The organism is Mesorhizobium sp. LjNodule214 (assembly GCF_964252735.1).
Classification (GTDB): domain Bacteria; phylum Pseudomonadota; class Alphaproteobacteria; order Rhizobiales; family Rhizobiaceae; genus Mesorhizobium.
Window position 1 is genome coordinate 1,069,270 of sequence record NZ_CAXUPE020000003.1, and the last position, 12,527, is coordinate 1,081,796.

The 12,527-nt window shown below is 62.6% G+C and carries 12 protein-coding genes; 3 read left to right on the forward strand and 9 right to left on the reverse strand.

What is annotated here, in order from left to right; all coding sequences use genetic code 11:
* Window positions 1–279 precede the first annotated feature (279 nt).
* The 3 genes from nuoH to ACSQ3Z_RS30620 are packed head-to-tail and all read left to right on the forward strand — an operon-like array spanning window position 280 to window position 2,352.
* On the forward strand, window positions 280–1,266 hold the full coding sequence (gene nuoH, locus ACSQ3Z_RS30610) for an NADH-quinone oxidoreductase subunit NuoH (RefSeq protein ID WP_404284241.1): 987 nt from the start codon (window positions 280–282) through the stop codon (window positions 1,264–1,266).
* 30 nt (window positions 1,267–1,296) lie between these two features.
* Window positions 1,297–1,863, forward strand: coding sequence for an NADH-quinone oxidoreductase subunit I (locus tag ACSQ3Z_RS30615; RefSeq protein ID WP_436174956.1), 567 nt, complete (start codon window positions 1,297–1,299; stop codon window positions 1,861–1,863).
* A 45-nt stretch (window positions 1,864–1,908) separates the two neighbouring features.
* The gene (locus tag ACSQ3Z_RS30620; protein WP_436174957.1) at window positions 1,909–2,352 is read left to right on the forward strand and encodes a CBS domain-containing protein; all 444 of its coding nucleotides are present in this window, start codon (window positions 1,909–1,911) and stop codon (window positions 2,350–2,352) included.
* A 58-nt stretch (window positions 2,353–2,410) separates the two neighbouring features.
* Here the strand turns inward: ACSQ3Z_RS30620 and nuoG are convergent, their stop codons facing one another.
* From nuoG to ACSQ3Z_RS30665, 9 genes are all read right to left on the reverse strand, one after another.
* The gene (gene nuoG, locus ACSQ3Z_RS30625) at window positions 2,411–4,999 is read right to left on the reverse strand and encodes an NADH-quinone oxidoreductase subunit NuoG (protein ID WP_436174958.1); all 2,589 of its coding nucleotides are present in this window, start codon (window positions 4,997–4,999) and stop codon (window positions 2,411–2,413) included.
* A gap of 33 nt (window positions 5,000–5,032) precedes the next feature.
* Window positions 5,033–6,298: an NADH-quinone oxidoreductase subunit NuoF gene (gene nuoF / locus ACSQ3Z_RS30630; RefSeq protein WP_436174959.1), complete on the reverse strand. Its 1,266-nt coding sequence runs from the start codon at window positions 6,296–6,298 to the stop codon at window positions 5,033–5,035.
* A gap of 4 nt (window positions 6,299–6,302) precedes the next feature.
* Window positions 6,303–6,815 carry an NADH-quinone oxidoreductase subunit NuoE gene (locus ACSQ3Z_RS30635; protein WP_436174960.1) on the reverse strand — a complete coding sequence of 171 codons (513 nt, stop codon included), beginning with the start codon at window positions 6,813–6,815 and terminating at the stop codon, window positions 6,303–6,305.
* 16 nt (window positions 6,816–6,831) lie between these two features.
* Entirely contained in the window at window positions 6,832–8,046 is a 1,215-nt protein-coding gene (gene nuoD, locus ACSQ3Z_RS30640; protein WP_436174961.1) for an NADH dehydrogenase (quinone) subunit D, read from the reverse strand.
* Window positions 8,047–8,072: 26 nt separating this feature from the next.
* Window positions 8,073–8,609 carry an NADH-quinone oxidoreductase subunit C gene (locus ACSQ3Z_RS30645; RefSeq protein WP_436174962.1) on the reverse strand — a complete coding sequence of 179 codons (537 nt, stop codon included), beginning with the start codon at window positions 8,607–8,609 and terminating at the stop codon, window positions 8,073–8,075.
* Window positions 8,606–9,109: a NuoB/complex I 20 kDa subunit family protein gene (locus ACSQ3Z_RS30650; protein ID WP_111547966.1), complete on the reverse strand. Its 504-nt coding sequence runs from the start codon at window positions 9,107–9,109 to the stop codon at window positions 8,606–8,608. Before ACSQ3Z_RS30650 ends, ACSQ3Z_RS30645 begins: the two co-directional genes overlap by 4 nt.
* The gene (locus tag ACSQ3Z_RS30655; RefSeq protein WP_436174963.1) at window positions 9,097–9,462 is read right to left on the reverse strand and encodes an NADH-quinone oxidoreductase subunit A; all 366 of its coding nucleotides are present in this window, start codon (window positions 9,460–9,462) and stop codon (window positions 9,097–9,099) included. Before ACSQ3Z_RS30655 ends, ACSQ3Z_RS30650 begins: the two co-directional genes overlap by 13 nt.
* Before the next feature lie 153 nt (window positions 9,463–9,615).
* Window positions 9,616–11,055 (reverse strand): NADH-quinone oxidoreductase subunit N, encoded by a 1,440-nt coding sequence (locus tag ACSQ3Z_RS30660; RefSeq protein WP_436174964.1) that lies wholly within the window; start codon window positions 11,053–11,055, stop codon window positions 9,616–9,618.
* Window positions 11,052–12,527, reverse strand: a complete 1,476-nt coding sequence (locus tag ACSQ3Z_RS30665; protein WP_436174965.1) for an NADH-quinone oxidoreductase subunit M — start codon at window positions 12,525–12,527, stop codon at window positions 11,052–11,054. Before ACSQ3Z_RS30665 ends, ACSQ3Z_RS30660 begins: the two co-directional genes overlap by 4 nt.

Below are 12,527 nucleotides of genomic sequence, written 5' to 3' on the forward strand. Positions count from 1 at the left end.
GCCTTGAGGCTGCGTTCCGACACGAGCTTCACGGTTGATCGGGCGTAAGGATAAGCACTCTATCGAAAATGTACGAGACAATATTGAATGGCAGTTCGTTTCGCCCTGCCATCCCGTTTAAGCGCCGAACGTCACACATCGTAGCCAGTGACGGCAAGGCTGTGATACCATCGCACAAGTTGCGCCGCCGTTGGCAATTGCCATGCCCGCGCAACCTGACAACTGCGCAGTGCTAATCGAGTCGCGGGTCTCGTCCCGTTGAACGAGTGGCCTCGGATCATGGAACTCGTCGTTGCTCTTGGTCTGATCGTCTTCAAGGTCGCGTTGCTGATTGCGATCTTGCTGCTGCTGCCCTTGCCGCTAACCTGGCTGGAACGCAAGATCGCGGGGCACATCCAGCAGAGGATGGGGCCGATGCGTGTGGGATGGCATGGGCTGCTGCAGCCGGTGGCGGACGGGATCAAGCTCTTGACCAAAGAGGACCACATCCCGGCCGAGGCCGACCGCTTCCTGTTCAAATTGGCGCCAATCCTGGCGCTCGCTCCGCCCTTCGTGGTGTTCGTCGCGGTCCCCTTCGGCGAATCCGTCTCGGTCCTCGGCACTGAGATCACTCTTTACGTCTCCAACATGAACGTGGCGCTCCTTTTCGTCTTTGCGGTGATCGGGATTGAGGTCTATGGCGTCATCTTCGGCGGCTGGGCGGCGAACAGCAAATACGCTGTCCTGGGCAGCCTCAGGACCTGCGCTCAGATGATCAGCTACGAGATCCCGATGGGGTTCGCGGTCATCGGGGTGGTAATGCTTGCGCAATCCATGAGCCTGCTCGAGATCGTGCGGGCGCAAGCCAATGTCTGGAACATCGTCTACCAACCGGTCGGGTTCTTCGTGTTCTTCGTCGCCGGGCTGGCCCAAGCGCAGCGCATTCCCTTCGACCTGGCTGAAGCGGAAGGCGATCTGGGGGCCGGGTTCCATACCGAATACAGCGGTATCCGCTTTGCGTTCTTCATGGTCAGTGAATACGCCATCATGCTTCTGACGTCGGTCCTGGCGGTGATCCTGTTCTTCGGCGGCTGGAACGGCGTGCTGGTCCCGTTGCCACCGATCCTCTGGTTCCTGCTCAAGGTCGCGTTCTTCGTTTATGTGTTTATCTGGTTCCGCTTCACTTTCCCACGCTACCGCTACGACCAACTGATGGCGATCGGGTGGAAGGTCTTGCTTCCACTGTCAATGGCGAACATAATCATAACCGGTGTTGCTTTCCTTTAGGGGCCGCAGCGGCTCCGCAGCGGGGCGACGATGTCGCGCGCACTGGACAGAATTGGAACATGGATCGGCTGGGCGTTCTTCGCCGATCTGGCGAACGGCTTGGCGCTGACCTTCGGCTACATGTTCTCCAAATCCGTGACTATGCAGTATCCGGACAAGGAAAAATGGTTGCCCTATTCGCGTTACCGCGGGCATCACTTCCTTAAGCGCGACGAAGAGGGCGAGATCAAATGCGTGGCCTGCGAACTCTGCGCGCGGATTTGTCCCTGCTACTGCATCGAAGTCATCCCCTACGAGGACGAGAAGGGCAACCGACGCCCGGCAAAATTCGAGATCGACATGGCCCGGTGCCTATTCTGCGGGCTGTGCGAGGACGCCTGCCCGGCGGACGCGATCGCGCTTGGCCAACAGTACGAATTCTCGAGTTTTTCCTCGCGTGACCTGGTGATCGGGCGCGACGATCTGCTCGGCAAGCCGGGCAAGGCGATGACCGGCGGCGGCGTGGTCGCTGCACGCCTGAACACCGAACAGGACGTGCTGGTCGAGACGAGCGAGCCGCTGGGGTACAACTGGTGGCGGAATATCCGACGAACGTGAGTGCGCGCCAGCTGGCAAGCCGGAGCGCGCAGACAGGAGGCTCATATGCTGGTCTGCCAAATCTTGAAGACCAAGGCTCCCGAGGTCATCTCGGTCACTCCAAGTCAGACGATGGTGGAAGTGCTACGGCTGTTTCGGGAGAACAACATAGGCTTCGTGGTCGTCAGCCGTTTCCCCGGAGGGGATTGCCTGGGCACGCTGTCGGAGCGGGACTGCTGCAATGCCGTGGCTGAACACGGAACCAAGGCGCCCATTATGCGGGTCGCCGACATCATGAACCGCACTGTGGCGACCTGTTCGATACAGGATTTGTTGCCCTCGGTGATGGCGACCATGACCAACCGGCGCACGCGCCATGTGCTGGTCATGGATGGCGGCGCCCCTGTCGGCGTGGTGAGCATCGGCGACGTGGTCAAGCACCGGCTCGACGAATTGCTGAACAACGAGCAGGTGCTGCACGATTACATTGCCGGGACAGGTTATCACTGACGACGCCAGCTCAAGTGTGCAGGGGCGGGTGGGCTGCCGGTGGGGAGTGCGTAGTGCCTCAGCCCAGATTCTCAGGACGCGCCTCGACCCCGGCGACAGTGGCGATCTCGAAGGCCGCGTGCGCCATTTGAACTTCCACCGGACATGGGTATTCGCCCCGCCGCATCAGGCCGTTGAGACGGAGGGTTCTGTAGTTTTCGGGAACGAACACGAGGCCCGTGGGGAAACGCTTGTTGACCTTGAGCTTCGCCGTCAATTCGCCCTGGGCGGATCGCACGACCACCTGATCGCCATCCGAAAGGTCAAGCCGCACCGCATCCGGCGCGCTTATCTCGACATATGGGTCATCCGCGACCGTATTCAGGATCTCCGAGCGCTCGGAAAGATATCCGTTGTGGAACAGGCAGTTGCCGGTGACCAGCATGAGCCGGTCGGCTGAAATGGGGGCAGGCGGGAGGACGAAGAACTCGCCAACCGGTGGCGCAAGGGCTGCCTTCGTGAATGCTCCGTCGGCGCCAAGCCCGTCCTGCGTCAGCCCCTGGTAGGCCGGAACCAGCCGGGCAATCTCGCCGAAGATTTCGCCATGGATCGACGGCCGCAACGCTTGGCCCAGAAGCGCCGCAACGAAGTCGAATATCGCCAGATTGTCCCGCGCCTCGAGGGCTGGTTCGCGGAACTTGCAGACCTTCTGTGTGCGGCCTTCGTTGTTGGTGAACGTACCGGATTCCTCGCCATAACTCGCCGCGGGCAGCACGACATCCGCCAGGCCCGCCGTATCTGTGAGGAACGCGTCCTGCACGATCAAGAGATCGGCGGCGCGAAGCGCCCGCTGCACGAATCCCCGGTCGGGATAAGACATCAGGGGGTCGCTTCCGGCGATATAGAGCGCAGCCATTTGCTTTCTGTCACAGAGCTCCAGCATGGCGTCGAAATCCACGCCCGGTTCAGCGGGAATTTTGGCGCCCCAGGCCCGTTCGAGAGTTGTGCGCGCCGCATCATTGGCGAGCGCGCGCAGCCCCGGCAGCGCCGCCGGCAAAACGCCCATGTCCCAGGCGCCCAGTTGGTTGGCACGGTCGAAGAGGAACTGCATCGCCGGGCCCTTACCGAGTACGCGGAGAACCTGCAAAAGGTTGTTGAGCTGCTGCAACGTCGCGCGCGCTCGGGGCGATCTCAGGAGGTCGGCGCTGACAAGCACGGTGACGCTCCGGCCTTCCAGCAGCGCTGCGGCCACACGGCCCGGACCGTCACTGTCGGTGGCCGCTGCTGGCCTGCCGGTTGTCGCGCCGATGTCCGCAAAAACGTCGCCCGGCAATGCCTGACCAACTGCCCCCAGTCTGGTCACCACCGCGGCAAGGCCCTGAGCCTCACCGCCCGGCGGCACGCGAATGACTGCCCGCGCATCGGCGTCCAGACGGGATGGCCGCGCCGAGAGCATGAGTAACCTGGCCTGTCGCCGCCGTACACAATCTCGTAGCAAATATTCGGTGACTGGGTTTTCGTCCGTCACGTTGCCACCGACGACAAGCACACAGTCGTTGCCGATCACCTCCTCCAGCGGCGTGCGGGTGTAGAAGGCGGCCACCAACGGGCCGAGCGCATCAAAGGGCGTGCACCAGCGCGAGGAGCAGTCGATATTGTTGGTCTGGAATGCTGTCCGCATCAGCTTCTGGAACTGATAAAGCACCTCGTTGGGCAGGCGCGGCGAGGCCAGCCCGCCCGCAGCCTTGCTGGCGACGGCCGACAGCCGCCGGCGGAGGTAGTCCCCCGCTTCGTCCCAGGAAGCCGGAACCAGGACCCCGTCACGACGGATCATCGGCCGCTTGATCCGGTCCTGGCTCCCGACGAAGTCCAGACCGAAGCGCCCGCGCACGCAGAGCGTTTCGCGGTTGACCCCGTGCTCCACCTTCGAGCGGACCCGCATGAACTCGCCTTTGCGCGCGCCGACGGTCAGTTGGCAGCCGGTGCCGCAATGCGGGCAGACCGTGTCGGTCTCGACCAGATCCCAGGGCCGCGCCTTGTAGCGATAGGGGAAGCTCATCAGCGCGCCCACTGGGCAGACCTCGACGCAATTGCCGCATTGATCGCAACTCGCGAGACTGCCCTCGAAGCCAGTGATGGCGGTATCCATACCTTTTTCGACGGTGCCCAAGGCTACCGCGCCGACGACTTCTTCGCACATCCTGACGCAGCGCTGGCACTGGATGCAGCGGTTGACGTTCATGATGATGACCGGGCTGAGACGGATGTCCTCGGAATGGAACACACGCTTGGCATCGCGGAACCGGCTTGTGCGGGGCCCGTATGCCATCACCATGTCTTGAAGCTCGCACTCGCCGCCCTTGTCGCAGATCGGGCAGTCGAGGGGGTGGTTGGCGAGCAGCATGTCGAGCATGGAAGAGCGGGTTTCGTCGATCAGCAGCGTGTTCGTCCGCACCACCATGCCGTCAGTGACCGCGGTGGCGCAAGAAGGCTGTAGCCGCCGCTGCCCCTCAATCTCCACCAAGCACATGCGGCAGGAGGCCAGCGCCGGCAGCCGCTTCAGATAGCAGAAGGTCGGGATGTCGATGCCCAAACGCTCGGCGGCCTGGAGCACCGTAGAGCCGGCCTCCACTTCCAGCATTCGTTCATCGATTGTCACGCTAACCATGGCTTTCCTCGCGGTCCTCTCGCTGCGTCCTCCTCAGTGAAACGGGCACCTCCGCTCTTCGATATGCGCGACGAATTCATGCTCGAAATGCGCCAGTGCTGCCCGCAGGCCCATCGCCGCGCCGTCGCCCAGAGCGCAGAACGTGTTGCCGAAAATGCCCTTGCAGAGCGCCTCCAGCTGTTCCAGATCGCCCGGCGCGCCCTGGCCAGTCTCGACCCGGCGCAGCACTTTCACGACCCAGTTCAGCCCCTCGCGGCAGGGGGTGCACTTGCCGCAGGACTCGTGGTGGAAGAACTCGATGATCCGGGTGGCGACTTTGACAATGCAGGTCGAGTCGTCGATCACGATCACCCCGGCCGAGCCGAGCATCGAGCCAGCGGCGGCCAGCGAGTCGAAGTCCATCCGCACGTCCAGCCCGCGCTCCGGGATCAGCGGCGCCGAGACCCCGCCTGGGATCACCGCCTTGAGCTTGCGCCCCGGTAGCGGCCCGCCGGCGCAGTCCTCGATCAGTTCGCGCAGCGGTATCCCCATCGGCAGCTCGTAAAGGCCCGGTTTCCGCACCTGTCCGCTGAGGCAATAGAGCTTCGGGCCGGGGCTCTTGTCCGGGCCGATGCCGCGGAACCAGTCCGGCCCTCTCGCCACGATATGCGGTACGCAGGCCAGCGTCTCGACGTTGTTGATCACCGTCGGGCTGGCGTAGAGCCCTTCGACCGCCGGAAATGGCGGTTTCAGACGCGGCTGCGCCCGCTTGCCTTCGAGCGAGTCGAGCATCGCGGTCTCCTCGCCGCAGATATAGGCGCCGGCGCCGCAATGGATGTGCACGACGAAACTGAAATCCGAGCCCAGAATCCGCGTTCCCAGATAACCCTTCGCATGAGCCTCGGCGATCGCCCACTCCAGCCGGCAGATCGCCAGCGTGTATTCCCCGCGGATGTAGACATAGGCGGTTTCCGCTCCTATCGCGTAGGCGCTGATCGCCATGCCCTCGATCAGTTGGTGCGGGTCACGCTCCATGATGATCCGGTCCTTGAAGGTGCCCGGCTCGCCCTCATCGGCGTTGCAGCACAGGTATTTCGGCTTGCCAGCACGCTTAGGCACGAAGCTCCATTTCGCCCCGGTTGGGAATCCGGCTCCGCCGCGCCCGCGCAGGTTGGATTTCTTGACGAGGTCGATGATCTCGTCGGGCGTGTGCTCCCGCAGCGCCTTGGCCAGCGCCTGGTAGCCGCCGCCGGCCTCATAGGTCGTGAGCAGATGGCCATCCGGCACGTCCACGTTCCTGAGAAGGACCGGTTCGAACATGGCGCTATTCTCCCGGCGGTCCTGCGGCGGCAAGATCGGCGCTAGTCGCCTGCCGCACCGTCGCGCGCAGCCTGTCCAGGAGCGCGTCGATCCGCGTGATGTCGAGGTCGCCGTGATAGTCGTCGCCGACCTGCATCACCGGGGCCATCTCGCAAGCGCCGAGGCATTCGACGGTCGAAAGCGTGAACAGCCCGTCCGGGGTCGTGCCGCCGTTCTTGATGCCCAGCACAGCCTCTAGGTGCCTTAGCAGGTCCTCGGATCGGCACAGCATGCAGGAGACGTTGTCGCAGAGTTGCAGGTGGAACATACCCATCGGCTCGGTATGGAAGAGGGTGTAGAAGGTCGCCAGTTCGTAGACCCAGATCCGTTCGACACTGAGGATGTCGGCGACCTCTTCCAACACCGGGCCGGGCAGATGACCATGTTCCTTCTGCGCGATCAGAAGCGCCGGCATGATCGCCGAGCGCTGGTCGGGATATCGCGCCGCTGCCTCTTCGATCTTTTCGCGCATGGTCATCGCGTCCAAATCCCTGCTACTTGTCTACCTCCGCCATCACGGGGTCGAGGCTGCCGAGCACGGCTATCATGTCCGCCAGGTAGCGCGCGTTGGTGACCCCGAAAAGTGCCTGAAGGTTGACGAACGAGGGTGCCCGGACCTTCATGCGGAACGGTTTTGGCGACCCGTCGCTGATGATGTAGAAGCCGAGCTCGCCCTTTGGCGCCTCGATCGCCGAATAGACCTCGCCCTTCGGCACCTTGAAGCCATAGGCCGACAGGTCGAAATGCTGGATCAGCGCCTCCATCGAGCAGTGCACCCGATCCTTGTCCACCGGGAAGGCGACTGTCGGCATGTCGATCTGGAACGGCCCCTCGGGCATCTGGTCGAGGCATTGTTCGATGATCCGGACGCTCTCGCGCATCTCCTCGACCCGGCATCGCCAGCGCGCATAGCAATCGCCTTCATCGCGGGTAATAACGTTGAACGCGAGCCGGTCGTAGATCTCATAAGGCTCGTCGCGGCGGATGTCCCAGTCGACGCCCGAGGCGCGCAGGTTCGGGCCACTCAGGCCCAGATCGATGCCGTCCGCGGCGGAGATCACGCCGATCCCCTGCGTGCGCTTCAGGAACACGCGGTTGTTCTCAAGCAGCCGTTCATAGTCGCGTATCCGGTTCGGGAAGATATCGCAGAACTCCCTGATCTTGGGGAAAAACCCGTCGGGCAGGTCCTCGCGCACACCGCCGACCCGGCAGAAGGAGGTGTGCATGCGCGCGCCGCTGATCATCTCCATCAGGTCCATGATCATTTCGCGCTCGCGCATGGCGTAAAGCAACGCCGTCATGGCGCCCAGGTCCATCGGGAGCGCGCCGATGATCAGGAGATGACCGGAGATCCGCGCCAGTTCGGCCATCAACACGCGGATATATTGCGCGCGGATCGGCGCTCGAATGCCCATGAGCTTCTCCACTGCAAGCGCGAAGGCCAGGTTGTTCGAGGGCGGGCAGAGGTAGTCGAGCCGGTCGGTCAGCGGGAAGATCTGGGTGTAGGTGAAGCTCTCGGCCAGTTTTTCGGTGCCGCGGTGGAGGTAGCCGATATGCGGGTCCACGCGCGCGACATATTCGCCGTCCAACTCGAGGACGAGCCGCAGCACCCCATGCGTGCTGGGATGCTGCGGGCCGAGGTTGAGAAGCACCTCCCTGGTGTGGGGCGCATCGGCTTCTGGCAAGCTCAGTTCCGTGACTTCGGTCATCTCAAGTCCCGGTGGGGAACGGCCTCCTATGGAATGTCCTTGGTGGCAAGGTCGGGCTGTGTCGGCTGCGGACCTTCGGCGCCAAACGGGTTCAGCTTGTCCTTGTAGCCCCGGAGCGGAAAGTCCTTGCGCTGCGGGAAGCCCTCGAACCCTTCCCACATATAGATCCGGCGCAGGTCGGGGTGGCCCTCGAACCTGATCCCGTACATGTCCCAGGCCTCGCGCTCGTGCCAATTGGCAGTGCGCCAGACCCCCGTCACCGACGGGACCCGCGGTGGATCGCCAAGGCGGCACTTGATGCGAACGCGCCATTTGTTCGGCAGCGAATAGAGGTGGTACACCGCCTCGTAGCGGGGCATCGCGGGGTAATGATCGACCCCGCAGATGTCGGACAGGAAATCGAACCGCAGCGCCGGGTGTTCCTTGAGGAACCGGCCAAGCTCGACGATCATGTCAGGCGGAACGGCGAAAGCGTGAACCCCATGCGAGAAGCCAAGCTCCTCGATTGCCTCCCCGAAACGTTCCGCGATCAGGGTGCGGATGAGGGACGTCTCCGCGCTCATGGTACCGCGACCCGGTCCAGAGGCGTCCCGGCCAGCGCCCTGGATTTCTTGATCTTCTCCTGAAGCAGAAGGAAGCCGTGCATCAGCGCCTCGGGTCGCGGCGGGCAGCCAGGCACATGCACGTCCACCGGCACGAAGGTCTCCGCCCCCTGCACCACCGCATAGGTGTTGTAGACCCCGCCCGAGATGGCGCAGGTGCCCATGGCGATGACCCAGCGCGGCTCCGGCATCTGGTCGTAGAGCCGGCGCACCACGGGCGCGAATTTCCGCGTTATGGTGCCGGCGATGATCATCACGTCGGACTGGCGCGGCGAAGGCCGGAACACCACGCCGAAGCGGTCGAGATCGTAGCGGGCACACCCCGCCGAGATCATCTCGATGGCGCAGCAGGCAATGCCGAAGGTTTCGGGCCACAGCGCCGACCTTCGGCTCCAGCTGATCAGGCTGTCGGCCGTAGTGAACAGCACGCTGTCGCGGATCGCGTTGTTTACGCCTCCCATTCCAGCGCTCCCTTCAGCCAGGCGTAGGCGAAGCCCACGAGAAGCAGCAAAATGAAGATGAACATCTCGACATAGCCGACCAGCCCGATCTCTTTCAGGACAACGGCCCAGGGAAAAAGGAACATCGTCTCGACATCGAAGACGACAAATAGAATTGCGATGATGAAGAACTGCACCCTGAAGCGGCCTCCGGCGGCTTCGCCCGCCGGGTCCATGCCGCATTCATAGGGCATGTTCTTCGCGAGATAGGGATTGGATGGGCGCAGTAGCGAGGAGACAAAAAGCGTAACCATCGCCACCAGAACAATTCCGGCGACCATGAAAAGAACCGGCAGGAACTCCATTCCGGTCACGTCGCGTAGCCCGGTCACCTACCGTGGGCTTTGCTCAGGCCGCTACCGACCCGTCTGGGACCGGTGATGCGGGCGCCCTGGCAAGCAACTTGGGCATTCCTTTCTTGCACGGCCAGAGTATTCCGTCGGCCAGATCATTGCAAATCCAATCGATCAGCCGCCAACCGCGGCATGTTGAGCAAGCCCCAGAAACCACGCCGGAAATAGGCCGATGCCGATGGTACCGGCAGCGGTGAAGGCGAGTGTGGCGCCGACCGCGGGCGTCAGCGCCGGGTCGAATGTGTCCTCCGGCTCGCGCATGTAGATCACCATCACGATGCGGATATAGAAGTAGGCGGCAACGGCGCTCAGCAGCACTGCGATCACCGCCAGCATGACGAAACCCCGCTCGACGAGTGCGACCAGCACGTAGAACTTGGCGAAGAACCCGGCTGTCGGCGGAATGCCGGCAAGCGAGAACAGATAAAGCAGCATCAGAAGCGCCAGTCCGCGATGCGATTTGGCGAAACCAGCGTAGTGCTCGATGACCTCGCCCGAGAAATCGCCGTTCCGCATCATGATGACGATGCCGAAGATGCCGAGGTTCATGAACGCATAGATCAGCAAATAGAGCATCACGCTGGCAACCCCGTCCGCACCGCCGGCCGCCACGCCGAACATGGCGAACCCGGCATGGGCGATGCTGGAATAGGCCAAGAGGCGCTTGAAATTGTCCTGCACCAGCGCCACGAAACTGCCGAGCGCCATCGTCACTACTGCAATGACCGCGACGATGATCCAGACGTCCGAGGCTGCGACCAGTGGGTTGAGGAACACCCGCAGGATCACAGCGAACCCGGCTGCCTTGGGCCCCACCGACATGAAGGCAGTGATCGTCGTCGGCGCGCCTTCATAGACGTCCGGCACCCACATATGGAACGGCACTGCGCCGACCTTGAATACCAGCCCCGCGACGATAAAGACCACAGCCAGGAGCAATCCGGGATCGAGCGGATCACCAGTCACCGCCGCAGCCATCCTGTCCAACTGCGTAGTGCCGGTGAGCCCGTAGATCAGCGAAACGCCGTAAAGGAAAATCCCGGTCGAGACCCCGCCAAGGATCACGTATTTCAGCGCTGCTTCGTTCGACCGCCGCTGCAGCCGCAGGAAGCCGGTCAGCACATAGGTGCAGAGCACCATCAGTTCGAGGCCTACATAGATCGACAGGAGGTCGGTCGCCGAGGCCATGATCATCATTCCCGAAAGCGCCAAGAGCAGCAGTACATAGTATTCACTGCTCCCGATCCCTTCGATCTCGGCATATCTTCGCGAAAGAAGGAATGTCAGAACTGTAGCCAGGTAGAACACGACCTTGAAGAAGACCGCGAAGCGGTCGGCGACGAACATGCCCGAGTAGGCCGGCCGGACTTCGCCCGCCAGCATGAGTGTTCCCAAGGCGGCAATCAGCACGACCGCGACTGAAGCCCAGACAAGGAAATGCTCCTGCTCCTTCCGTACAAACTGCCCTAGGATCAGCAGGATGCAGGCCCCGGTAACCACCACGATCTCGGGCAGGCTCGCCAGAATCGACTGGAAAAGCGCGGCGGCGGTCACTGGGCGCCCCCCTTGCCGTGCACCTGCGCTAGTAGATGCTTCACCGAGGCGTCGATGATTTCGAGAAAGGGCTTGGGATAGAGTCCGATCCAGACAACGAAGACGGCTAGCGGCAGGATCGCCGCTATCTCGCGGGCGTTCACGTCGCGGATCTTGAACCGCACGCCGATGCTGGCCGGACCAAGCGCGACTTTCCTATACATGCCAAGCAGATAGGCCGCTCCCAGCAAGGCCCCCAGAACGGCGGCGGCGCCGACAGCGAGGTTGGCTGCGAACGCGCCTGACAGCACCAGCAACTCGCCCACGAACGAATTCGTCCCCGGCAGCGCCATCGACGACAGGGCGAATAGTGCAAGAAACGCCGTATAGACCGGCGCCGCCTTCATCAGCCCACCATATTCCGAGATGCTGCGTGTATGGGTCCGCTCGTAGATAAGACCCACGGACAGGAACAACGCGCCCGTCGTCACGCCATGATTGAACATCTGCAGGATGCCGCCCTCGAGCCCACGGAGGTTCAGCGTGAAAATCCCCAGCGTCACCAAGCCCATGTGGCTGATGCTGGAATAGGCCACCAGCTTCTTCAGGTCGTCCTGCGCCAAGGCGAGCAACCCGCCATAGACGATAGCAACAGCCGAAAGGACCTGCATCAGCGTCGAATAATGCACCGTCGCCTCGGGCAGCATTGGCAGCGAGAAACGCAGGAATCCGTAGGCGCCCATCTTGAGGAGCACGGCGGCGAGGATGATGCTGCCGGCCGTCGGTGCCTGCACATGGGCGTCCGGCAGCCAGGTATGGACCGGGACCATCGGCACCTTGACCGCGAAGGCGATCAGAAAGGCGAAGAACAGCCATGACTGGATCTGGAACGGCAAATCCTGCGCCATCAGGGTGCGGATGTCGAAGGTCTCACCACCGTGGAAATAGAGTACGATGACACCGATCAGGAACATCAGGCTGCCTGCCAGTGTGTAGAGGAAGAACTTGAACGCCGCATAGACCCGGCCGTCGCCACCCCAGACGCCGATGATCAGGTACATCGGGATCAGCATCGCCTCCCAGAAGACGTAGAACAGGAACAGGTCCAGCGCGCAGAACACGCCAAGCATCAGTGCCTGCATGGCCAGCAGGCTGACCATGAACTCCTTCACCTTGCGGTCGATCGCAACCCACGAGGCAAGCACGCAGATCCAGCCCAACAGCGCGGTCAGGAACACGAAGGGTGCGCTGATCCCGTCGATGCCAAGTGCGTATGTGATCCCTAGCGCGGGCACCCACGGGCGCGTCTCGGTGAACTGCATCTCATGGGTAGAGGTGTCAAGGCCGCCCAGCATGGCGATGCAAAGCGCGAAGTCGAGGACAGTGACACCCAGTGCCATCCACCGCACCACATTGTCGTTCCGGATAAACATCAGCGCCGCCGCCCCGACGGCTGGCGTGAACACGATGAGGCTAAGCAAAGGGATCGTCAT

Coding starts and splice junctions, on each gene's coding strand:
- nuoH (WP_404284241.1), top strand. CDS start 280: ATGGAACTCGTCGTTGCTCTTGGTCTGATCGTCTTCAAGGTCGCGTTG.
- ACSQ3Z_RS30615 (WP_436174956.1), top strand. CDS start 1,297: ATGTCGCGCGCACTGGACAGAATTGGAACATGGATCGGCTGGGCGTTC.
- ACSQ3Z_RS30620 (WP_436174957.1), top strand. CDS start 1,909: ATGCTGGTCTGCCAAATCTTGAAGACCAAGGCTCCCGAGGTCATCTCG.
- nuoG (WP_436174958.1), bottom strand. CDS start 4,999: ATGGTTAGCGTGACAATCGATGAACGAATGCTGGAAGTGGAGGCCGGC.
- nuoF (WP_436174959.1), bottom strand. CDS start 6,298: ATGTTCGAACCGGTCCTTCTCAGGAACGTGGACGTGCCGGATGGCCAT.
- ACSQ3Z_RS30635 (WP_436174960.1), bottom strand. CDS start 6,815: ATGACCATGCGCGAAAAGATCGAAGAGGCAGCGGCGCGATATCCCGAC.
- nuoD (WP_436174961.1), bottom strand. CDS start 8,046: ATGACCGAAGTCACGGAACTGAGCTTGCCAGAAGCCGATGCGCCCCAC.
- ACSQ3Z_RS30645 (WP_436174962.1), bottom strand. CDS start 8,609: ATGAGCGCGGAGACGTCCCTCATCCGCACCCTGATCGCGGAACGTTTC.
- ACSQ3Z_RS30650 (WP_111547966.1), bottom strand. CDS start 9,109: ATGGGAGGCGTAAACAACGCGATCCGCGACAGCGTGCTGTTCACTACG.
- ACSQ3Z_RS30665 (WP_436174965.1), bottom strand. CDS start 12,527: ATGACGATCCCTTTGCTTAGCCTCATCGTGTTCACGCCAGCCGTCGGG.